At 68.8% G+C, this 22159-nt stretch carries 18 protein-coding genes and 1 pseudogene; 5 read left to right on the top strand and 14 right to left on the bottom strand.

Annotated elements, in window-relative coordinates; genetic code table 11:
* The 3 genes from K313_RS0116465 to K313_RS21490 form a co-directional block, all read right to left on the bottom strand.
* A partial coding sequence (locus tag K313_RS0116465) for a transposase (protein WP_029211714.1) occupies nucleotides 1-295 on the bottom strand: 295 nt, incomplete at its 3' end.
* Between the two features lie 118 nt (nucleotides 296-413).
* Entirely contained in the window at nucleotides 414-1313 is a 900-nt protein-coding gene (locus tag K313_RS0116470; protein WP_029212542.1) for a cation diffusion facilitator family transporter, read from the bottom strand.
* Nucleotides 1310-1735, bottom strand: coding sequence for an ArsR/SmtB family transcription factor (locus K313_RS21490; RefSeq protein WP_051274187.1), 426 nt, complete (start codon nucleotides 1733-1735; stop codon nucleotides 1310-1312). The genes K313_RS0116470 and K313_RS21490 overlap by 4 nt, the downstream gene beginning before the upstream one ends.
* A 101-nt stretch (nucleotides 1736-1836) precedes the next feature.
* Here K313_RS21490 and K313_RS0116480 point away from each other — a divergent pair, with 101 nt between their 5' ends.
* The 4 genes from K313_RS0116480 to K313_RS0116495 are packed head-to-tail and all read left to right on the top strand — an operon-like array spanning nucleotide 1837 to nucleotide 4243.
* Nucleotides 1837-2193 (top strand): ArsR/SmtB family transcription factor, encoded by a 357-nt coding sequence (locus K313_RS0116480; protein ID WP_029212544.1) that lies wholly within the window; start codon nucleotides 1837-1839, stop codon nucleotides 2191-2193.
* The gene (locus tag K313_RS0116485) at nucleotides 2190-2861 is read left to right on the top strand and encodes a cation diffusion facilitator family transporter (protein WP_029212545.1); all 672 of its coding nucleotides are present in this window, start codon (nucleotides 2190-2192) and stop codon (nucleotides 2859-2861) included. Before K313_RS0116480 ends, K313_RS0116485 begins: the two co-directional genes overlap by 4 nt.
* A 33-nt stretch (nucleotides 2862-2894) precedes the next feature.
* On the top strand, nucleotides 2895-3491 hold the full coding sequence (locus K313_RS0116490) for a TlpA family protein disulfide reductase (RefSeq protein WP_029212546.1): 597 nt from the start codon (nucleotides 2895-2897) through the stop codon (nucleotides 3489-3491).
* Between the two features lie 2 nt (nucleotides 3492-3493).
* Entirely contained in the window at nucleotides 3494-4243 is a 750-nt protein-coding gene (locus tag K313_RS0116495) for a cytochrome c biogenesis CcdA family protein (protein ID WP_029212547.1), read from the top strand.
* Nucleotides 4244-4275: 32 nt separating this feature from the next.
* Here K313_RS0116495 and K313_RS21495 read toward each other — a convergent pair whose 3' ends face one another.
* The 8 genes and pseudogenes from K313_RS21495 to K313_RS0116535 all read right to left on the bottom strand — a co-directional run bounded on the left by K313_RS21495 (nucleotide 4276) and on the right by K313_RS0116535 (nucleotide 11814).
* On the bottom strand, nucleotides 4276-4851 hold the full coding sequence (locus K313_RS21495) for a DUF6262 family protein (protein ID WP_029212548.1): 576 nt from the start codon (nucleotides 4849-4851) through the stop codon (nucleotides 4276-4278).
* Nucleotides 4841-6856, bottom strand: coding sequence for a tyrosine-type recombinase/integrase (locus tag K313_RS22655; RefSeq protein WP_156911436.1), 2016 nt, complete (start codon nucleotides 6854-6856; stop codon nucleotides 4841-4843). Before K313_RS22655 ends, K313_RS21495 begins: the two co-directional genes overlap by 11 nt.
* A gap of 185 nt (nucleotides 6857-7041) precedes the next feature.
* Nucleotides 7042-8172 (bottom strand): tyrosine-type recombinase/integrase, encoded by a 1131-nt coding sequence (locus K313_RS21505; protein ID WP_084412956.1) that lies wholly within the window; start codon nucleotides 8170-8172, stop codon nucleotides 7042-7044.
* 119 nt (nucleotides 8173-8291) lie between these two features.
* Nucleotides 8292-8438 (bottom strand): annotated as a pseudogene (locus K313_RS24920) (hypothetical protein); the annotation flags it as partial.
* A 62-nt stretch (nucleotides 8439-8500) separates the two neighbouring features.
* A complete protein-coding gene (locus tag K313_RS0116520; RefSeq protein ID WP_029212552.1) occupies nucleotides 8501-9415 on the bottom strand; it encodes a sigma-70 family RNA polymerase sigma factor in 915 nt (304 codons plus the stop codon).
* A 362-nt stretch (nucleotides 9416-9777) separates the two neighbouring features.
* Complete coding sequence (locus tag K313_RS0116525) at nucleotides 9778-11034, bottom strand: RNA polymerase sigma factor (RefSeq protein ID WP_029212553.1); 1257 nt, start codon at nucleotides 11032-11034, stop codon at nucleotides 9778-9780.
* Complete coding sequence (locus tag K313_RS0116530; protein ID WP_029212554.1) at nucleotides 11031-11426, bottom strand: YciI family protein; 396 nt, start codon at nucleotides 11424-11426, stop codon at nucleotides 11031-11033. The genes K313_RS0116525 and K313_RS0116530 overlap by 4 nt, the downstream gene beginning before the upstream one ends.
* A gap of 1 nt (nucleotide 11427) precedes the next feature.
* On the bottom strand, nucleotides 11428-11814 hold the full coding sequence (locus K313_RS0116535; protein ID WP_029212555.1) for a YciI family protein: 387 nt from the start codon (nucleotides 11812-11814) through the stop codon (nucleotides 11428-11430).
* A 127-nt stretch (nucleotides 11815-11941) separates the two neighbouring features.
* Here K313_RS0116535 and K313_RS0116540 point away from each other — a divergent pair, with 127 nt between their 5' ends.
* Nucleotides 11942-12490 (top strand): hypothetical protein, encoded by a 549-nt coding sequence (locus tag K313_RS0116540; protein WP_029212556.1) that lies wholly within the window; start codon nucleotides 11942-11944, stop codon nucleotides 12488-12490.
* 77 nt (nucleotides 12491-12567) lie between these two features.
* Here the strand turns inward: K313_RS0116540 and K313_RS0116545 are convergent, their stop codons facing one another.
* From K313_RS0116545 to K313_RS0116555, 3 genes are all read right to left on the bottom strand, one after another.
* Nucleotides 12568-13863 carry an MFS transporter gene (locus K313_RS0116545; protein WP_338021337.1) on the bottom strand — a complete coding sequence of 432 codons (1296 nt, stop codon included), beginning with the start codon at nucleotides 13861-13863 and terminating at the stop codon, nucleotides 12568-12570.
* A gap of 182 nt (nucleotides 13864-14045) precedes the next feature.
* A complete protein-coding gene (locus tag K313_RS0116550; protein ID WP_084412958.1) occupies nucleotides 14046-20591 on the bottom strand; it encodes a DUF4011 domain-containing protein in 6546 nt (2181 codons plus the stop codon).
* 554 nt (nucleotides 20592-21145) lie between these two features.
* Nucleotides 21146-22144 carry a GIY-YIG nuclease family protein gene (locus tag K313_RS0116555; protein WP_034253841.1) on the bottom strand — a complete coding sequence of 333 codons (999 nt, stop codon included), beginning with the start codon at nucleotides 22142-22144 and terminating at the stop codon, nucleotides 21146-21148.
* Nucleotides 22145-22159 lie beyond the last annotated feature (15 nt).

The raw sequence follows: 22159 nt of genomic DNA on the forward strand, positions 1-22159 counted from the left end.
AAGCCGACGCGCTCTTGAGGATCGCGTTGGCCCGGCGCAGCTCCCGGTTCTCCTTCTCCAGCTCAGCGATCCGGGCCACCGGGTCGTCGGTGACGACCACCGCCTGAGGCGAGCGGGACCCGGCGACCCCGCTGCGGAACCAGTTCCGCAGCGTCGCCCCCGGAATCCCCAGCTGGTCACCCACCTGCGTGCAGGCACGCTTGTGCGCCAACCCAGGACTCTCCTTCAACGTCTCCTCGACCATGCGCACGGCGCGCTCACGCAGCTCATCGCTGTACTTCCTCGGTGCGGGCATAACTCCAGCCTCCCTGAAGAGGTCAGAACCCTCCACCAAACCCGGGGCGGTTCAAGGAGCTGGGCGCGGCGCACCAGCGTCGCTCGACGCTCGGGCGTGGTCAGGGTGGTCCAGGTGCTCACCAGGTGACCTCCTTGCAGCCGGTGTGGGTGTCGGGTTCGACCTGCAAGGTGGCGTGCTCGACCCCGAACTGGGTGCGCATGACCGTGCGGGCGCTGTCCAGGACCGAGTGCGCGTCCGCGCCCTCACCAGTCATCAGGTGGGCGGTGGCCACGTTCATGCCGGAGGTCAGGGTCCACACGTGCAGGTCGTGCACGTTGCTGACACCAGGGACCGCCGACAGGGCGGCCTCGACGTCATCGGGTGCCATGTCCGCGGGGGCGTGCTGCCCCAGCACGGTCAGGACCTCACGGCCGAGCATGACCGCGCGCACGGCGACGAAGAGGGCGATGGCCAGGGCGATTCCGGTGTCCCACCACGCGTTCCCGGTCACGCTCACCATGACGCCGGCGACGATGACGCCCACGGATCCGAGGGTGTCGGCGACGACCTCGAGGTAGGCGCCCTTGACGTTGAGGCTGTCACTGGCACCGCCGCGCAGCAGCAACAGGGCGATGACGTTGATGACCAGACCGATCGCGCCGACGATCAGCATCGTCCCGGAGGCGACCTCCGCCGTGTCGCCGATGCGTCCGATGGCCTCGATCGCGATGTAGGCCGAGACCCCGAGCATGAGCAGCACCGCCAGCCCGGAGGCGAACACCTCGGCCCGGTAGGACCCGAACGTGCGTCGGCCGGTGCTGTCCGGGCGGGTCGCGATCCGGGTTGCGACCAGCGCCGCACCAAGGGCGACGACGTCGGCGGCCATGTGCCCCGCGTCGGAGAGCAACGCCAGCGACCCCGAGACCAGGCCGGCGCCGAGCTCGACGACGAAGTACCCGGCGACCAGGACGAACGCCAGCTGGAGCCGCCACCGGTGCGCACCACTGGCGCTGCCGTGGCTGTGCCCGCCACTCACTGGGCCACCTCCGCCACAGTCGTCGCTGCTGCAGCGACGGTGCCGGCGTCGTGAGCGATGTGTTCCCGGGTCAGGTCCAGCAGCATCCGCACATGCGCATCGGCCAGCCGGTAGAACACCAGCCGCCCCTGGCGCCGACCCGTCACCACCCCGGACGCACGCAGCATCCGCAGCGACTGCGACACCGTCGCCTCCTGAGTGCCCGTCGAGGCAGCCAAGTCGCACACGCACAGCTCACCCGCCTCGAGCAAAGCGAACAGCAGCCGCGCCCGGGTCGGGTCCCCGAGCAGCTTGAACATCGCCGCCGCCCGAGCAAGGTCATCCGCCGGGAGGGTGGCGTCCAGCACGAGCTGAACCTTGTCCGGGTGCACGCACTGCACCGAACAACCATCCAAACCAATCACACTGTCAACTGAGCGCATGCTCAGATATTAGCCCACAGTCGCCTCGGCCTGCGCTCCCCGGGCGCGTGGGGCTTTGCGCCGAGGACTTCCCCCGCCGCCGCTGTGTGTAACATCGGCGCATGACGATGACAGCGGGTTTGACCGATAGAACTGTGGCCGCGTGCCTTTTTGCGGGTCTGGGCGATCCGACGAGGCTGGCGATCCTGCAGCTGCTGGCCGAGGGTGAGTACCGGGTGGCGGATCTGACGGGCCGGCTGGGGTTGGCCCAGTCGACGGTGTCGGGGCATCTGGCGTGTCTGCGCGACTGCGGCCTGGTGGAGAGCCGCCCGGTGGGTCGGGCGTCGGTGTACCGGCTCTCCCACGCCGAGGAGGTGCTGGCCGTGTTCGCGGCTGCGGAGCAACTGCTGGCGCTGACCGGCGAGTCGGTGGCGCTGTGTCCGACGTTCGGGACCGCGCAGAGTGAGGGTGTCGCATGAGCGTCCCCGGCGAAGGTGCCGCTGAGGTGTCGCTGTCCGAGCCGGAGACGATGGAGCTGACGCGTCGGGGTCTGCGACTGGCGCAGTTCACGGTGGCGTACAACGTGGTCGAGGGTGTAGTCGCCGTGACCGTCGGGCTGATGGCCGGCCTGGTGTCGTTGGTGGGGTTCGGCCTGGACAGCGGGATCGAGTCAGCCGCCTCGGTCCTGGTCGGCCTGCGGTTGGCCGCTCGGCTTCGTCACGGCGTGGCCGACGAGGACAAGGAGCGGCGGGCCCTGAAGGCGGTGGCGGTCACGTTCTTCGTGCTCGCCGCCTACGTCATCATCGAGGGAGTGCGCAGCCTCCTGGGCGGGGAAGCCCCCGAGAGCTCCCGGGTCGGGATCGGGCTGCTCATCGCCTCGCTGATCGTAATGCCGTGGCTCGCGCGCCGCAAGCGTCTGGTCGGTGAGGCACTGGGCGGGGACAAGCTGATACTGGCCGACGCCGCCGAGACCCGCATCTGTGTCCTGTTGAGCGTGTCGACACTGCTCGGGCTGGGACTGTTCGAGCTCACCGGCGCGGCCTGGCTCGACCCGGTGGCAGGGTTCGTCATCGCCGCCTTCGCGATCCACGAGGGACGCGAGGCCTGGGAGGGCGAGCTCGTCGAAGATGATGACGACGATGACTGATCGGCTCGATCCCGCCCTTTGGGAAGGGGCGCCATGCCCCGCCCGCTGACGCACGCCGGCGTCGCCTTCGCCGCGGCTGTCCTTGCATTGGGTGCCTGCTCCTCGGATCCCAACTCCATCGCCGAGCAGGCCAAACGAGGCGACCAGAAGGGATACATCGCCGGGAACGGTGCGATCGAACAGATCCCCGCCGACCAACGGCTCAAGCCCATCACCCTCGAGGGCACGACCTTGCAGGGGCAGCAATGGTCGAGTGCGTCGGCCCGGGGCAAGGACGTCGTCGTCATCAACCTGTGGGGGTCATGGTGCCCACCATGCATCACCGAGATCCCCGACCTGGAGAAAGTGTGGAACGAGGTCCAGACCGCCAAGAAGCCCGTCCAGTTCATGGGCATCGACTTCCGCGAGTCCCCCCAGCGTGGGTCAGCGTTCGTGGCGACGCAGAAGATGACGTACCCGAGCCTGTCGGATGAGTCGGGTGTCCTCATCTTGGCGTTCGGGCGGCAGGCCCCGACGAGCCCACCCTCGACCCTCGTCCTCGACCGGGAGGGCCGAGTCGCTGCTCGTGTCAGCGGCGTCGTCACCGCGGCGACGCTGCGTGGCCTGATCGACGACGTGCTGGGCTCCTGACCGTGACCGACACCATTGCCTCCGGCGCCCTGCCGCTTGCCGTCCTCGTGGCCGCCCTGGCAGGGCTGGTCTCGTTCGCATCCCCCTGTGTGCTGCCTCTCGTACCAGGCTTCCTCGGCTACGTCACCGGGCTGAGTGACACCGCCCTGCAGGACCGTTCACGCGGTCGAATGGTCGCCGGGGCTGTCCTGTTCGTCCTGGGTTTCACCGCCGTGTTCGTCCTCGGGTCGATCTTCATCGCCACCCTCGGCCGCTCCCTCATCGAGCACCGAGTGCTCCTGATGCGCATCGGTGGAGCGCTCGTCATCCTCATGGGTCTGGTCTTCCTCGGTGTGGGCGCCCGGGCAGGCTCACAACGCCAGATCGGGCCCCGATGGCGGCCACCCACTGGGCTGCTCGGGGCCCCTGTCCTCGGTGCGGTCTTCGGCCTCGGCTGGGCACCCTGCACCGACCCGACGCTGGCCGCCGTCCTTACCCTGTCGGCCTCGACCACGAACCCGAGTACTGGCCGCGCGGTCACCCTGGCTGCGGCCTACGCTGTCGGCTTGGGTCTGCCGTTCATCCTGGCAGCGGCAGGGATCGAACGGTTCGGGCGTGTGTCCGGTTGGGTCCGTGACCGCCACCGGCTGATCCAGGCCCTCGGCGGCGGGATGCTCATCATCGTCGGACTCCTGCTCCTGACCGGCGTGTGGGAAGACCTCACGCGCTGGCTGCAAGCAGACCTGGTATCAGGCTTCACCGTTCCCATCTGAGGACCTCGGCGACGCCCGTGAGCCGTCGCGGGTCAGGAGATGGGTCGCGGCACCTCGTGCAGGATCCTCGCGTTGGCCTTGCGGGCGGCCGCGAGCTCGTCCCGGGCGTCGCGCAGGTCGCTGGTGAGCGTGCCGATCTGAGCGGTCAGGGCCTGGTTGTCCGCCAAGCCGAGGTCACGTTCGGTTACGAGGGCGGTCACCCGGTCGACCAGCTCTTGGCGGGAGCCCTCGCCGAGGTGGTCGGCCAAGGAGTCCTGCACCCGGGCGCGGAGCTGGTCACGCTCACGGCGCAGGTCGCGGATCTCCTCACGGGCGAGCAGCAGGTCGGCGCGCAGCCCTTCCGTCGAAGGCGTGTGCCGGGTGGTGCGGCGGTCGGGGAGACCGGTGGCCTGCTGGAGGGTGGTGGCCTCCTCGATCGCGCCCCGGACGTCGGGGCTGTTGCGGACGAACCAGTCCGAGACGACCGCTCGTTTGGCCACGGACGCGAACGTCACCCGGTCACCGTTGGCGACCATCTGCTTGACCAGGCGTAAGGTTCGCGCCCGCTTCTTCGCCGCGTTGAGTCGTCTGGCTTCGAGCAGGCGACGAGTCCTGGCGTCACGATCCATCGGTGCGCCCTTTCAGGTGCTCGATCGGGATGAACGCGACAGCCCTGGCCTTGCGCAGCGCCTGGCTGGCCAGCTCCAGCTCCTCGCGTGCCTGCGGTGTGAGCTGCTCCAGCTGGTCGCGCAGCTTGTTCCTCACCGTGGTGAACGCGTCGATCTGTTCGGTCAGGTTGGCGGTCACCCATGGGGCCGCTCCGGTGGTGACCGACAGCTCCCGGTCGGCGGAGAGCTCGACGAGGTGTTCCTCGATCGCGGGCAGGAAGGAGGCGTCCGGACGGTAGAAGCTGCACCCTGCGCATTGGAACCGGATGGGGCAGTGCTTTCCACCGGCTTTGACGTTGCTGGGTTCGGTGCAGTTGCCGAACGGCACTGCGACACTGGCCAACTCGTACGCCGAGGGCTGCGAGAAGGCGGCCGGGTTGCCGTCACGGTCGATGGCCGTGCCAGCCAGCAGCCGAACGGCTTCCTTCTTGCGTTTAAGGCTGACCTGGTAATAGCCCATCGTCGTTTCGACGCTGACGTGGTCCATGAGCTCGCGCAGGACATCGACCGGGGTTCCGGCGTCGGCATGCCGTTGCGCGTAGGCGTGCCGCAGCCCGTAGGGCTGGACCTGGACCTTCGGAAGGGTGCGCTCGGCACCGTGCTCGTCGAGGCCGCCGACAAGGAGCGGGGGCAGGTTGTCCACCCAGCGGCGGAAGATCCTGCCGTAGGTCAGCTTCTTGACATGCCCGGCGCGTGGCCTGTTTCGTGCTCCTTGGCTGGGAAAGAGGTACGTGCTGCAGTCGGCTGGGATGGGCAGGGACGCGCGCCGCCGCAACCACTGTTCAATCACCGCGGCCGTGTCCCGGTGGATCGGGAGCCGTCGCCGGAGTCGGCCCGCTTTGTGGTTGTCGTAGATCAGGATCGGCTGGTCCTCGTCCCAGACGAGGCAGTCCAGCGGCAGGCTCACGACCTCGTTGTTGCGTCGGCCAGTGTCCCGTTGCACCTGGTACACGGTCTGGTACATGGCGGCGTAGTCGTCCGGGCTCCAGCCTCCGCCGGCGTACTGCGATTCAGTGCCCAACCGTGCGAGGTGGCGATCCAGCTGGCTGATGACGTGCTGCGGTAGCGCCTCACCGACCTCCTCGTGGTCGATACGCCGCCGGTCGGCCCGTCGAGCCCAATGAATTGTGCTCGCGTTGAGGGTGAAGGCGTCCGGGACCTCGTCCATCAGGCCCGAAGCGCGGGCGTAGTCCATGAGGCGGCGCAGCCAGTACACCAAGGCCTGAAGGTGCGTGATTGAGTAGGGCTCACCTGTGGGTTTCCGTTGGCTCAGCAGGGCATCAACGACCTTGGTCATATCGGCAAGGGAGAGTTGCGTGGGATTGCCGCGATGATCCTGCGCGGCCAGCACCTCCGCGGTGACCCTCGTGGCGTGGATGGTTCTCCTGATCGAGGCCACATCGGGCCGGACATCGCGCGCCCAGGACTTCACGACCTCCCGGAGCCAGACCAGCCTGATGGGCATGAAGTCGAGCTCGCCGAAATGGGCGATGTACGTCCGATCCGGCGCCGAACGCAGTCCAACCAACGATGGATCCCACACGTCGCCCAGAGTCGGATCCTCCCCGGAGTACGCCACCCACAGCCGCCTGACCGGTCCGATAAGGCCCCGCAGGACGCTGACGACCTGGCCCTTTGACGTGCCGTCGGCCAGCGCGTCGAAGTCCAGGTCAAGGAGCGAAACCGCGTCGGGGGAGGTCGCCGTGATCCGGTTCAACCCGCGGTTCACGGCGTACAGGTTGAGGGCCAACCCCTGTCGGTCGCGGTCCTGCAGGGCGTACAGCACCTCATCCGACATTGGTGAGGGGAGGCCGCCAAGCCTGATCGTCTTGGCGGATGTTCCCTTGCCTGAATCGCTGCGGCGCGTCGCGGGGTCATAGATCGCGTCGAACTCGGCGTCCGTCAGCCCACGTACATCCTTGGCTTTCCGACAACTGGGACACCTGGGTGGGTAGCTGGGCGTCATGTTTCCGCACCCTCGAGTGCTGCATCGATACGTGCGGGTGAGGGTGTTATCCGGGTCACCCGTGAGGACCCTGGTCGTCGGATCCCATTCGCCCGGACGCCAATCTGGCTCCAGCTGCACAACCACCCATTCCGCCCACGGTTGCTCCGGCTCCATGCCGACACGAGTGGCGCCACGGCCCTGGCTCATCGGTCAACCACCGGGTGCGCCTGATCAACGGCCCGCCTCATCGCGGCCTGGCTGGGATGCGAGTACACCGCCAACGACGACGCACTTGCATGGCCCAGCAGGTGCTGGACGACATCAGGGGGCACCCCCGCCTCGAGCCAATCCGTCGCCACGGTGTGACGGAACATGTGGGCTGTGGCCCTGAACCCGGCAGCGTCCCCTCGCCGGCGCAGGATCTGTCGCAGGTTGGAGTACCCCATCGGTGCCCCCGTGTGAGGACCGAACAGATTGACCATTACCGCATCACTGGCATCCCGCTCACCCAGGACCTCGAAGCGCTCAGCCCGATAGTCACGAAAGGCTTCCGTGACAACGGAAGTCACCGGGACCACCCTCGAACCCGTCTTGCTCCGCGCCTCATTCAACGACGCCGTCGACGACGACGACGACGGGACATGAACATGCGCGCCCGGGACCCGGCAACCCAAGGACATGGAGTCAGGCAAGAAGTGCAGGTGCTCAGACCGCATCCCGAGCAACTCCCCGATCCTGAGCCCCGTGTGGCGCATGAGCTGGACCGCGAAGCGATCGCGCGCCGAAGCGCATCCACGAAGCAGGTGCTCCTGCTGCTCCCCGGTCAGTGTCGCCGGCGGCAGTTTGGCACTTCGGCTCTTCAGGATGCGACCGCGAACGGTCCGGAACTGACCGCGCTCACCGACGTTGAACGCTGTCGGCACATACCGAAGGAACCGACGCTCGCTGAGCGTCGCTGCCACCGAGGGTGAAGCCATCCCGCTGGCGGCCGCGAACCGCAGGAACTCGCACAGACCCGTCAAGGTCAGGTCGACTGTCCGGCCGGATCGCGGGCCACCAGACGGTGTCGGCAGAGACTCCAGGAAAGTCTTGAAGCGCGCCAGGTCCGGCAGGCTCGTCGACGCCCAGTCATGCCCCGTCCGCTCGCACCAGTTGAGATACGCGGCAACCGCCCGACAGTAGGCCCGCACCGTGTTGGGAGAGCGGCTCCGGCCCCGTAGGAACAACACAAACTGCAGCGCTGCCGAATGGGGCCGCAACGACTCCGAGTCGATGACCAACCACGACCGATCAACAGACTCTCGTGATCCAGCTCGCTCGACACGGAACGGCACACCACGACGGTAGGGCTCCGTGCCACGACAGTGCGGGATATCGACGAGTCACAACAAGCATGTCGGAGGCCAGCAACCGTCGCTCGGGGGTTGTCTGGTGTGCGGATAAGGCAGGCGCCGCAGCCGTTGATCTGGCTGGCGCGGATGTTGACCAGCTCGGCGACGCGCTCGGGCAGCGCTCCGCTCGCGGCGCGGCCGGCCGAGATGACGTGCGGGAGGATGGTCATGAGGGTGTCGTGGGCAAAGGGGTTGAGTCGGGCTTCCATCACGTTCTCCTTGGTTGCGGTGATACCCGTATGACGGCGGCCCGGCCACAGACGTAACACCGTCACCCCGCCGGAGGACGGTCCCGCACACCGGCCGCCAGGACCCGGGCGCGGTCGTTGACCGACACGATCTCCACGATCAGCCCGTCCACGACCGTGCACCCCACGACGCCGAAGGCCCTGCCGTCCTTGCTCCGGAACACCACGCCCGGCAGGCCGTTGACGATCGCCTCCCAGGCCATCGCCGCGCCGCGGGCGCCGCGCTCGGCGACGGTCGCGACCTCCGTGGCGCCGATGCGCACGCTAGATCCGCGCGGGTTGTCGATGCGCAGGGTGACGTTCGGGTCCAGGACCGCGAGCAGCCCGTCGAAGTCGCCCTCCCGCGCAGCCATGAGGAAGGCCGCGACGACGGCGCGCCCCTCACGCCCGTGGCCCGGGTCCGCCGGTCTCCCCCGGACCTTGCGCCGGGCCCGGCTGGCCAGCATCTTGGTGGCGTCCGTCGACCGGCCGAGGATCTGACCGATGTCGGCGAACGGCACGGCGAACATGTCGTGCAGCACGAACGCCAGCCGCTCGGCCGGGGTGAGCGTCTGCAGCACCACGAGCATCGCCAGCCCGACGGACTCCGCGAGCACGGCCTCCTCCTCGGGGGCCGGGCTCCCGTCCTCGACCACGACCAGCTCGGGGGTTCTTTCGTCGTATGCCGTCGCGCCCCGGCTCGCACGGGACCGCAGCACGTCGATGCAGACACGACCGACGACGGTGGTCAGCCAGCCCGCGAGGTTGTCGATGCTGTCCACGTCCTGGCGCGACAGCCGCAACCACGCCTCCTGCAGGGCGTCCTCGGCGTCGGTCCGCGACCCGAGCATCCGCACGGCGACGGCCTCGAGCCGACCCCGGTGTGCCTCGAAGGCCGCGGCGAGGACGTCAGCGTCTCCGTCGCTGCCTCCGTCTCCACCTCCGGTCAGACCGTCCATGGTGACCACCTTCCTCCGTCGGTGTCGTCATGGGAATGACGGCCGGCACCGCCCTGACGTAACGCGCGTCCGCCGCCATTCGCGCACGAGCTGACCCGACGGGTCATTTCTGGTCGCCTAGGCCCGCGTCTGGCCGGCCAACCTGCCCCGGCGGGTCACTTCCGGTCGCCTAGGCCCGCGTCTGGCCCGTCGGCCTGCCCCGACGGTCACTTCCGGTCGCCTAGAGCCGAGTGTGGGGCGCCGACCTGCCCCGACGGGTCACGTCCGGTCGGGTAGCGTGCGGGTTGACCGTCCAGCGCGCCCCGACGGGTCACTTCCGGTCGGGTGCAGGCGGCGGGTGGGGAGGTCGGCGCCCCGACGGGTCACTTCCGGTCGGGGCCGGGGAGGTCGTCGCGCTGGCGGGCCAGATAGGTGCGCTCGGCCCGGTTGTCGGTCAGCGCGAGCGCCCGGTCGTATGCCGCCCGCGCGTCACCCTCACGCCCGAGCCGGCGCAGCAGGTCCGCGCGGGTCGCGTGCATCGCGTGGTAGCCGTCGAGAACCCCGGCCACCTCGTCCACCTCGGCGAGGCCCCGGGCTGCGCCATACAGCTCGGCGACGGCGACCGCCCGGTTGAGCCGCACGATCGGCGACGGGTCCACCAGCACCAGCCGGTCGTAGACCGTGACGACCTGCCCCCAGTCCGTCTCGCGTGCCGAGCGCGCATGCGTGTGAACGGCATTGATCGCGGCGAGCAACTGATAGCGACCCGGCGGATCGCCGCCCGAGGCCACCGCGTCGACGCACTCGTGCACGAGCACGTGCCCTTCGCGGATCAGCGCGCGGTCCCAGCGGCCGCGGTCCTGCTCCGCCAGCGTCACCAGCGCCCCGGTCGGCGAAAGCCGCGCCGACCGGCGGGCATCGGTCAGGAGCATGAGGGCGAGCAGGCCGGTGACCTCGCCGTCGTCGGGGAGCAGCGTGTGCAGCAGCCGCCCGAGCCGGATCGCCTCGTCGGTGAGGTCGGCGCGCAGGGGCTGGTCGCCATACGAGGCGAGGTAGCCCTCGTTGAAGATCAGGAAGACCACCGCCAGCACCCCGGCCAGCCGCTCGCGGACGTCGCCCTGCGACGGCACGCGATAGGGGATGTGCGCGGCCTTGATCTTGGCCTTGGCACGGGTGATCCGCTGCGCCATCGTCGCCTCCTGCACGAGGAACGCGCGGGCGATCTCGGCGACGGTGAGCCCGCCGATCAGCCTCAGCGTCAAGGCAACTCGTGCTTCGGTGGCGAGCGCGGGGTGGCAGCAGGTGAAGACCAGCCGCAGCCGGTCGTCCTCCACCGCCCCGGTGGTGACGGGCGGGCTGTCGTCGACCAGCCGGTATGCCGCCTCCTGCTTCACGTCGCGGCGGGACTCGCGTCGCAGCCGGTCGATGGCTCGGCGCGTGGCGGTGGTGGTGAGCCAGCCGCCGGGGTTGGGCGGTATGCCGTCCCGGGGCCACCGCTCGACCGCCGCGACCCAGGCGTCGGCCGCCGCCTCCTCGGCGAGGTCGAGGTCACCGAAGCGGCGTGCGAGCGAGGCGACGACCCGCGCCCACTCCTCGCGGTGGGTGCGGGCGATCGCCTCGTCGACCGGGGATACCGTCACCCGTCGAGCATCTCCTGCACGGACTCCTCGGTCTGGAAGGGGCGGACCTCGACCTTGCCGCGGCAGGCCTTGGACCCCTCGGCGGCGAGCGCGAGCGCCTCGTCGAGGTCACGTGCCTCGATCACCCAGAAGCCGCCGAGGTGCTCCTTGGCCTCCAGGTAGGGGCCGTCGGTGAGGACGGGGTGGCCCCCCTGACCGTCGACGGTGGTGGCGCTGGCGACCGGCTCCAGCCCGTCGGCGAAGACGAAGTGGCCGTCGCGCTGCAGCTTGTCGTTGAAGGCGCCGGTCTCGGCGAAGGCCTCGAGCATCGCCTCCTTGGTCGGGAAGTGGCCGGGGTCGCCGGGCTTGCCGCGCTCGGCGGGGCCGTAGACGGACAGCAGGTATCTGGGCATGTCATTCGTCCGTGTGGGTGGGGACTGCTGGGCCGGCCTGCGGCGGGGCAGGGAACCGGTGAACTTCCTGCGGCCAGTCGAGCGCGACGGCGAGACGTCCCGCCCAGTAGCGGGCGGCCTCGTCGTCAGCGACCTCCACGATGGTGAAACCGCCGAGGTGCTCCTTGGTCTCGGCATACGGCCCGTCGGTGTAGACGGGCGCGCCGTCCTGCGCCGTGACGCTGCACAGCACGGTGGAGGCGTCGAGCCCGCCGTCGCCGAAGACGAAGACGCCCTCGGCCTGCATCTCAGCGATCACGCGGTTCCCCGCGACGCTCTTGGCCAGCAGCTGCTCGTGGGTGTGCGGGGACACCCACTCGTCGTTGAACGAGATCAGGTATGACGGCACGGTCGCTTCCTCTCCTGGTCGCGGCGAGCGCCGGGTGACGTCTCGCCGACGGCGACCCTCGGCCACCGTCTGTCCCTTCTACGAAGGACTGCCCTCCAGAACGACACCTTGGTGGCATCCTGTCGCCATGTCCATGCCTCGACCATCCGTGGTGGCGTACTACACCCTGGCGGTGGTCCACCTGGGGTGCGTGCGGGCGTGGATCTCCGCCTTCGACCCGACCGAGGACCTGTCCGGCGAGCTGATCAGCGGGATGATCCTCGGTCTCGGGATCTGCGTGCTCTCGCCGCTGCTGGCCAAGCGGATCGTCGGCACACGGTCAACGGGCTACGACGTGCTCTCCGACGAGGACAAGGCGGTGGTCGACGGGGCTCTCGCGGCCGGGGAGCAGCGTGGGCGGGTGACCCTGCGCGCCATCCAGCGCGAACGGGCACGCGAGCGGCTCGGCGACAACCCACGGTTCCGGTCGATGCTCTGGTGGATCGCCACGATCCTGGCGGTGCCGTATGTCGTGATGCCCTTCACCGCCACCCGACCGGCCTGGCTCGTCGCGGTCACGATCATCACGACTGTGTGCATCCTGCTGTTCGCGTTTCTGAGGCGGAAGCGGGTCACCCCTGACCTCTCCGAGGACGAGCGCCGGCGACTGAGGGCCGTCGCGAAGGCACGCCCCTGAACGAGAACCCGGTCGCCTGCCTCGTCGGCGTCGGCGTCGGCGTCGTCGCCGTCGCGCCGTGCTTCAGGCGTCAGGCGTCAGGCGTCGGCGCGTAGCCCGCGCGCGACGGGGTCGGCGAGCAGGTAGAGGCCGAGCACGAGGACGGGGACGGCGGCCAGCGCGAAGCCCCACGCGATGGAGCGGTGGAGCGCTGCGCCGAGGACCGCGATCGAGAGGGGTTCGAGCACGACCCGCGGCAGGCCGAGCAGCGCGCTGATCCGCCCCAGGAGGTGCTTGGGGGTGCGCGTCTGGATGAAGGTCGGCAGGGCCACGTCGGAGCTGTAGGCCACGCCGATGCCCAGCGGGACGAGGATCGCGGCGGCCACCCAGGCGGAGGGGGTGTGCCCGAGCAGCGCGAAGGCGGACCCCTCGGCGAGGGTCATGCCGATGATGAGCAGACCCCACCGGTCCGGCAGGCCGGTCACCGCAGCAGCGGCCGTGCCGATGAGCTGGCCTGCGCCCCAGGCGGACACGAGCACGCTGAGCGCCCAGGGGGACGACGTCCAGGAGGCTGCGAGGGTCGGCAGCCCCACGGCGAAGAGGCCGCTGTAGGACAGGGTGGCCGCGGCGACGATGAGCAGGACCAGGCGCGTCTCGTGACTGCGCCACGCGTGGGCGAGGCCGACCTTGATGTCGGCGACGATGCCGGCGCTGGAATCCCCCTCGACGTGGGCGCCGCGGGGCACGCTGCGCACCGTGCACGCCGCTACGGCGAAGGTGAGCGCGTTGGCGGCGATGGCCGCACCTGCTCCACCCAGCACGATGAGGCCGGCCCCGATCACCGGGCCGAGGAGGTAGGACACCTGCTCGAGGAACCCCTGGGCGGCGTTGCCGCGGGCGTAGGCCGCCTCGGGCAGCAGGTGGGGCAGCACCGACTCGGACGCCGGGGTGAACATCGCCGCCGTGATGCCGGTGACCACGGCCACGACATACAGGTGCCACATCTGCACGGAGCCGCTGATCACGAGGGCGGCGAGGACCGCCATGGTCACGGCGCGGACGACGTGCGCGGCGAGCATGACGCGACGCGCGCTCATCCGGTCGGTGATGGCGCCGCCGAGGAGCAGCAGCAGACCGCGCGGGACCGCCTGGGCCAGCATCACGCCCGCGAGCGCCGCGACGGATCCGGTCTCGTGCAGGACCATCCAGGCCAGGGCGATGTCGAAGGCCGAGTCGCCGAGCATCGACAAGCCCTCGCCCGCCACCACCGTGACGAACCGGGGGTGCGCGCGCAGGCCCGGACGGCTCGAAGCGGCGGCAGGCAGCCGTCCAGTCAACCCCACGTGCGGGTTGCGCCATACCGGGTTTGTCGTAGCCGACCAATGGGTCCCCACACGTTCAACAATCAAAGCCCACGGTCAGCGGCCAAGGCGGCCGCGGCCGAGCCTCATCCTGCGGCCTATCCAGCCCCACCCGGGCGACGTCGACAGCATCACGGGGTTCAGCGCCCCAGCCATGGTCCACGCTCAGGCGAGAAGAGCCCCCTTCGCCAGGCCAGCCACGTCCAGCGGGGATGTCATGTCGTCTCCCCCGGTAGGTGGACCATCTGATCGCGCTCGTGCAACGCTCCGCGTTCGACGGCGTCGTACAGCACTTCCCGCAACCGGGCGGCCATGGCGCCTCCCAGGCGCTTGTACCCGAGAACGTCCTTGGTAGCGTGGATGAGCTCTTCGAGTGGCAGCGGCTCGCCCTCACGTGCCAGTCCCACCCTGGCGGCGTTGACGATCTCGACGTGCGTGATCTGACCGATGCTGCGCGAGGAGCCCTCGTCTTCGCCGGGGATCAGGACGCGGTCGTATGTCGCGGGTGTGATGCCCTCCGGCCAGACGAAGCGGGCCTTGCTCCACCTGTCGCGCGTGATCTGCCCGTTGGGAAGCAACGCGAGCACGTCGTCCGTGCGTCCTTGACGCATCTTGCTGATCCCGAATGCCCGTCCCACGGCCGCACCAAGCCGCTGGCCCTCGACCGGCCCCTCGACCTCCAGGATCTCGGCGACACGCGTGCGGATGAGGCCGCGATGTGCCTCGTTCCGCAAGTCGTCCAGCACATCGGGCAGGACACGCGCAGGGTCGGGCGCCTGACGGAAGCGCATCACTCGGACTCCTGCCACGATTTCCGACTCGTCGTCAACAGTCGCCGTCGGCTCTTCTGCCGGATCGCCCGGCTCAGAGGCTGGGTCGCCCGGCTCAGAGGCTGGGTCGGCCACAACTGGCGCCCGCTCGATGATGGGCCCGTCACGAGTCGAATCCTGCTCTGGCGAGAGCTCGTCCAGGACGTCAGGGCGTGGCTGCCGCCCCTCGTCCGGCTCGGCAAGCGGATCGTTGAGGCTCTCCCCCTTCACGTGCTCGGGGCGGGCGTCGGGCGCCCCGAGCGCATCGGCGTGGTTCGCTCCCTCGGCTGTCACGCGTCGCGCGAGCTCAGCCTGTTGGCGCGCCTCATCCCTCTCCTGGGCCACCGCCTTCGCGACCGCCTCGAGTCGGTCGACAACCCGCTCGGGAGCGGAGATCCACTCCGGAAGCCAGACACGCTCCACCCGCGGCCAGCCCATGCCTCCGTGCAACACCGCGTGCGGCAGCGCCTCGCGGTCACTCACCGTCGTGCGGTCGGCCCACTCGCGGGTGTCGAGGAGCACGGCCAGCCAGCCGTCCGGCGACTCGGGTCGCTTGACGGCCAGGTCCACCTTGAAGGAGCTGAGACCGACCGACTCGTGCACGTCCAGTCCTGAGTCGCGCAGCGCCGCAGCCACAGAAGAGAGGTAGTGGCCGCTGGAGGGCTTGGACGTAAGCCGGTTCTCGCCGCCCGATGCGGCGAACCGCAAATACTCACGCAGGTCCCGCATGCCGCGAGAACTTGTCCTCGACAGGTCGATGTCCTCCCCGCGGAAAGACGCGAAGAGTGTGACCCGCCGACGGGCACGGGTGATGGCGACGTTGAGCCGCTTCTCACCACCGTCCGACATGAGCGGACCGAAACGCATCGCCAGCCGTCCGGTGTGCGGGTCAGGCGAGTAGGCGAGCGAGAAAAGGATGGTGTCCCGCTCGTCACCCTGCACGTTCTCCAGGTTCTTGACGAAGATCTTCTCGCGCTCGCGCAGGAAAGCCTGCTTGACGACTGGCTTCCCCTCCTCCAGCAGGTCGAGCAGCAGGTCGCGCTGCTGGATGTTGAAGGTGATGACGCCAATGGAGGCGTCCGGGTCAGCTGTCAGCAGCCGTTCGACCTCGGCTACGATGGCATCCGCCTCAGCCCGGTTGGTCCGCGTGCCTCCCTTGCCGCCATCAAAAGTTCCCCCGACGTGCACAAGGTCGAGGCCGCAGTCGACAACCGGCACCGGCGTGGCCGGGAAGCTCGCAAGCCGACCCCGGTAGTACGCCTGGTTGGAGAATGCGATGAGCCGTTCGTCACGGCTGCGGTAGTGCCAGGTGAGGTGGAGGGCCGGAACGTTGGAGTCCGTGCACTCGCTGAGGATGGAATCCTGGTCCGACGGAACAAAACCCATCTCTTCAGCCTGATCGTCGGAGTCGTCGTCCGTTTCCGCGATCGCGAACATCGACGTAGGCGGCATCTGCATGGAGTCGCCGACGATGACGGCAGCCTTTGACCGACCGAGCGCTCCGATCGCGTCCGCGACCCGGATCTGGGATGCCTCGTCGAAGACGACCAGGTCGAAGGTGATCGACCCGACCGGGATGAACCGAGCAACCGACTGCGGGCTCATGAGCACGCAGGGGGTCAGTTTGAGCAGGGCGGGGCCATGCTTGCGCGCCAGCTCCCGGACCGAGCCGCCTCGCTTCGCCTCGAACTCGCGCCGTAGCGCCGCAAGGTCGGACGTGGGTCGGACGGTATCGACGCCTCGGGCCGCCCGTACCTGGGCCGGGATGCCGGTCACGGCAGACGTCCGCACTTCGGCGGACGAGCGGGTGAAGTGGTCGATCAGGTCAGCGCGCCTCGTCGCGTCGAACGAGTCGAGGCCCGTCGTATCGAGACGCTCACCCAGCGCGCTCTTGGCGATCGCCAGGTCGATCCGTCCGGCAAGGTGAGCGCTCGTCTCCTCACCGGACTGGATGCGCGACGCGAGGAGATCGAGACCGGCCGCCGCCAGCGCGCCGAGATCGGCTCTGGCCGTGCGGAGCCGGTTGAGCTGGCCGAAGCTGTTTGAACCCGCGGCGTCCACCCACAACGGGAGTGACTTGTCGATGGCGTCCAGCAGGCACCTGTCTTCAAGCCACCCGTCGACGGTCGTGTCCGTGGCTGCCACAGCGCTCCGGAACGCCTCCCACCCGTCGATGAACGCGGCCACGGCGCGGGCATCCGTCGTCGGGTCGACGGTGTGGGCGGTCACCTCATCCAGGTACTCGCGCCCGGCGTGGGGATCCCCCCCGAGGGAGGCTCGGAGGGTGGACCAGTGAGTGATCCGCTCGCGTATCGACGTGAGGGCGGGCAGGGCGCGGTCCTCGGTGGGATCGGCGTCGAAGGCTGGGAGGACCCCTGCGAGGAACGCAGCGAGACGGGAGGTCTCGTGCTGCAGCTGCTCCAGATCGTTGAGGAAGCGGTCAGTGTTGCTGAGGTCGAAGGAGCCAGGGTCCATGAAGAGCCGCTGGATCTCGCGCGTCGCCACGGCGAGTGCCTTCTCACGACGCTTGAACAACTTGGGCTGCTGTTCCGCCGCGACGAAGGTCTCCCTCAGCCGACCGACGTCGACACGAAGCGCGCTGGTGTGGAGATTGTGCAGAAGCCAGCCGTGACGGGCGCGGTAGTCCTCCAACCGTCGTAGGGCGTCGTCCACCTGTCCTGCGAGCGCTCTCCCGGCGCCGTCGGGGCCGAGCTGATCGGCCGTGAGCTGCGGGCCCTGCTGTGCATTCTGCAGCCACTCCTGGACGCGAGGCCATCCTTCCGGGGCTGCGACTCGCAGGAGCTCTGCGACCTGATCGCTCAGCTCGTGCCGAGCGCGGTCCAGGGCCACCACGGCCGTGTAGACGGCCTCAGCGTCCACTGCCTCGCGGCTGGGGCCGGCCAGCGACCACATGCTCTGCAGCACAGGAATACCTAGCTGCCTCTGCGACGACTGGACCGCGTCGGCCGCGTCGCGGAGCGCGGACACAGACACCGTGCCGTTGACGACACGCGGTTGCACGGGGACGGAGCGCAGATCTGTGCCCTGGTGGACCGTGAGGATGTCTTGTCGACGTAGGTAGGCGCTGCGAAGAGAGAGCCCTGCCGGCCCCCGCTCGTCAAGTTTCTGGGGGTACCCGTCAAGCTCACGCACGAGGGAACGGTGGTTGTCACGCAGCACCGCATACCGGCCCGGTGACACCTCACCCGCAGCTTCCCAGGCGCGAGCGAGCTGCTCGCGCGCACCCTTGATGGTCTGGTGCCGCCCATGCAGCTCCAAGGTCAGGGGCCCCAGCCCCACCTCCTCAAGTCGCCGCTGAACGACGTCCAGGGCAGCGGCCTTCTCGGCGACGAAGAGCACACTTTGCCCAGCCGCCACGGCGTCCGCGACCATGTTGGTGATCGTCTGCGACTTGCCGGTGCCGGGCGGCCCCTGCAGGACGAAGGTGCGGCCGTCCCGTGCCCAACGCACAGCCTTGAGCTGGGCACCGTCATAGGGGACCGGCAGGTGGGCTGACGCCTCCTCGTCGCGCTCCAGCGCGGGCTCCTCGACGGCGTCGACAAAGGTATCCATCGGCGTCTCGACAAGGTGCCTCACGACGCGGTTCTGCACCAGGCTCTGCCAGTTCTCCGAGACGTCACGCCACATCTCCAGGGTGGAGAACTGCAGGAGCGCGAGGCGGCAGTCCGGTTCGACCGAGAAGCGCAGCCCGTGGCGGACGCATTCCTGCCGGACAGTCTGGATGATGCCGGCCAGATCGATGCCTGCGTCATCACGCGGGGGGTTCTCGAGGGCCGGGATCTCAAGTCGGAACTCCCGGCGCAATTTCTCGATCAGGCAGTAGTTGGGGAGTGGTTCCGCATCATCAGCCGCCCGCACCGTGTAGGTGCCCCCCTTGCGACCAACGAGGTGCGCCGGCAGGAGGAACAGGGGAGCTAGACCGTCCTTGCCCTTGGCGTCTGTGAATCGCAGTGCGCCCAGCGTGACAAACAGATTGTTCGCCCCCGTCTCTTCGTGGGCGGTGACAGCGCTGCGCCGGACGGTGTCAAGCTTGGTCGTGACGGCCCCGCGTGCCGTCATGGCATAGATGCAGTGCTCCTGGGCGAGGATCTCGGCGCGATCGGCATCGGCGATCTCACGAGCGCTGCGCAGGCCACGTGACGCGTAGAGCTCGGGGAGCGCGCGCCCGTCGGCGATGGTGAATGAGATGCCGGACGCCAAGGAGTCTTCCAGAGCCCCGATGGCAGCCTCTGGCACGAGGAGCTGAAGTCCCGTGCCATCCTTCAGCTTGAGCAATGGGTTGCGGAAGGAGAGGTCGAGCAGGCACTTGCGCCAGCGCTGCACCCGCTCCGGATAGGGCGTTCCGCCAGTCGCGGAGGACGTCGTCCCGGTCGACAGGCGAGGCACGACGCGTGGCGCCTCGCGCTCCACCGTGATGACCACCTCGCCATTTGCGCGGGTGATCGCCGGCAGTGGCCGCACCCGACGCCGCGCGGCTGACACGTCGAGGAGGAAGTCCAGGTCGTCGATGTCGAGCGACCAGTAGTGAGCCACGTCTCGCGAGGCCTGGTCGAAGTCTCGGACACCGCGCGACCTCAGATCAACGGCGTGCAGGAATCCAGACCCGACAAGGGTCTCGACCTGCGCATTGTGGCGAGTCACGATCTCCGGCAACGAGACCTCCTCCAGCAGCACTCCGCCGAAGACGAGGTCGCGCGTGCGGGCGATGATGGGGTGAAGCCCGACGTGCTCCAGCAGCGCTGCGTAGGTAACGGCCAGCTCGCACGGTGTGGCCCAGCCCGAGTCGAGGATCTCCGTGACGCGGCGCAGCCGATATGCCTGGGCGTCGTCGCTTGCCCGGTCGACGAGATGCACCCCGGTCAGGACGTCGAAGCACGCCTCCGCGACAGCGCGGGCACGCGCCGGGCCGTCCTCGTACTTGGTGAAGGTTGGGTCGCCCGTCGATCGCTCGAGCTGTGACGCAACGTCGGCTGCGAGCCTTGCCACGGCCGGATCGTTCGGGGTGACGAAGGACGCGAGAACCTCAGGGAGCACGGTCGGCTCCCAGCGGTCGGGCCTCAACAGCGTCGCAGGGCCGTTGCAGCGCCGCTCGCCCGCATCCAGATGCGCCACCATCACGATGTCGGTGGGGATGTCATCCTCGAAGGACGCGAATCGCTGGGCATCCAGTGGGCAGGCGAGCTCTGCTCCTCGGACGACCTGCGCCTCCTCCGACTCAACCGTCAGCTCGAGGGGGAGGTCGATGACCGCGTCGAGGAAGGGGATCTCGAGCCGCACCGATCGGACCGTGCGGTCCTCCTCGGACTCGTTGCTGACAACGAGGGCGCGGAACGGACTCATGCCGTTGTAGGCATGCGCGTAGGAGAAGGTCGGGGCGTAGTGAAGCGTCACGGTCAGGCCATCGTGAGAGGTCTGGATGACACCCAGGCGGTTGAACTCGGTACCCGATTCCGGTTCGAGGAATCGCTGCGCGCTGACGCGCGTAGCATCGGATGCCTCCTCGACTACCCCCTGAAGCGGGTCACCGAGGACTTGGTCTAGCGCGTCCGCGTCATTGTGTCGTCCGATCGACCGCATCAGGGTCGCGAGAGTCGTCACGCATTCCTGCGCCGATTCCTCGGAGATGCTGGAGTCGCCACCCATCGCCTTGTTCACCGTCCCGCGGATCCCTCGCACGGCCTGCGAGTGGGCGGCGTCCACGCCGGGCAGGTTCTGCCACTCCCGCACGACGAGGAGAAGGAGGAACCGCGGGTCGTCAAGCGAGTACACGCGCGTCGGCCAGCCAGCTTGGCTGCCTTCGCGTTCATAGACCTCAACCCAGTTCTCACCGCGCGCTCGCGCAGGCCGGCGAGCCTCGACAAACGGACGCAGTGCGAGTGCGACGACTTCCCCGGCCCGGTTCACGACTTCTCGTGGCGTCAGCTCAGCCATCCTCGCGCGCACCCCTCCGTGCAAAATGTTGGTGCTCCACTCGGGGGGCACCGCTCAACAGGTCGTAACGTCGGCACTGTATCCATGACTCGCCGTCAATTGCGCCAGAACGGTCGGCGAACCGAACGGAGGGCAGGCAATGCGCGCACGAAGGACACCCAGCGGCTCCGTGACCTCGGGCGCGCGGGAAGCTTCAGGACGTAACTCGATCAGGGCCCGGCCGAGATTGCGCTGACCCAGGACGCTCCACGACATACGCGACATACTCAGCCGCTACCTCGCCGCTCGGCACCCTGGCCAGGGCGCTGGCCCGGTCGAGCCACTGAGAGACGAACGCTTCGCGACATGGCCCGGGTGTTGGCGAGTCGTCTGCGCCCGGGGGTAGGAGCGAGTCAGAGTCCCCAGACGGTGCTCCGCCCCAGCACCGATGACCCAGTGTTCCTCGCCCACCGTAGAGGTGTCCCTCATCGCCGGTGGCGGGCGCCCTACGAGGCGGCGGACCGGCAGCCGGTGTGGGATGCACTGGGGGCCAACTGGTGAGGAACCCGCAGGTGTCAACCAACCGGCTGCCCGGGTGACTTTGCGTCATCCACTGGCGTCAGCAGATCGGACATCTTAATGAAGACCTCGTCCGTGAAAGGGTCGTTGTGGAAGCGGGAGAAGGCAGCGCGGCCCTTGCGCAGCTGCCCGAGCGCAAGATGGCGGGCAGCCTTGAGAACCTCGGGAACGAAAAGCAGATCCGCTGCGACGTCCAGCCCGCCAAGCGCGTAGTGATGGACGGGCCCGGCCGATCGATAGTCGTGGATGACATCCACGAGCCGGGCGAGCTCGGGCGGGAGCGAATCGGCGACCGCTGTATTGATCAGCGTAAACGCCGACCAGGAGCCACCGGCCTCGAGCGACTCGGCCAGTACAAGCACCTCGACGTTCTGGATGCTCAGCGTGGCGAGGCGCCGGTGGTCCCGCCGGCGGTTGGTGCTCGGCAGCGCGGTAAGTGTCCATAGCCGCCCTTCGGTGGTGTGGGGCCACGGGATGACCAGGGCTACGTAGACGGCGAGCGCCTCGACGACCTCCTCGTACAAGGGATGTACCCGGAGCTGCTCAAAACTTTTGCGCGACTTGATTCTCCGCTCGGCCAAGGCGGGGCGGTCGCCGATCTCGATGATGGCGTCCTCAACCTCCGCGGACAACCACGCAGCCTGCACCTCGGTGTCGACGGTCAGGTCCAGGGCAGACGGGCCGATGGGTTGTGAGAGCAGGTTGATGTTGCGGAGGAGCTTCCCGGCCGCCTGTCGGGCTCGGACCATCTCGAGTTCTGATGCGTTCAGGTCGTGCGCCAGAACGGGAGCGAACCGAACGGCGACGATGTCGTCCCACCGACGCCGGTGCGTTGCGAAGCGGACCGGGAAGTTGACCGATTGACCCACGTACTCATCCCCGTTGGCGAACTCCAGCACGTAGATGCCGCAGCCCAGCGACTCGGTGAAGAGGGCGGAGCCAGCGACGGCCGCGGGTGTGTCCCATCGGGTGAAGCGGAGCTGCTGGGTAGCCATCAGGTGCCGCCTCCG

Source organism: Arsenicicoccus bolidensis DSM 15745 (assembly GCF_000426385.1).
GTDB classification, from domain to species: domain Bacteria; phylum Actinomycetota; class Actinomycetes; order Actinomycetales; family Dermatophilaceae; genus Arsenicicoccus; species Arsenicicoccus bolidensis.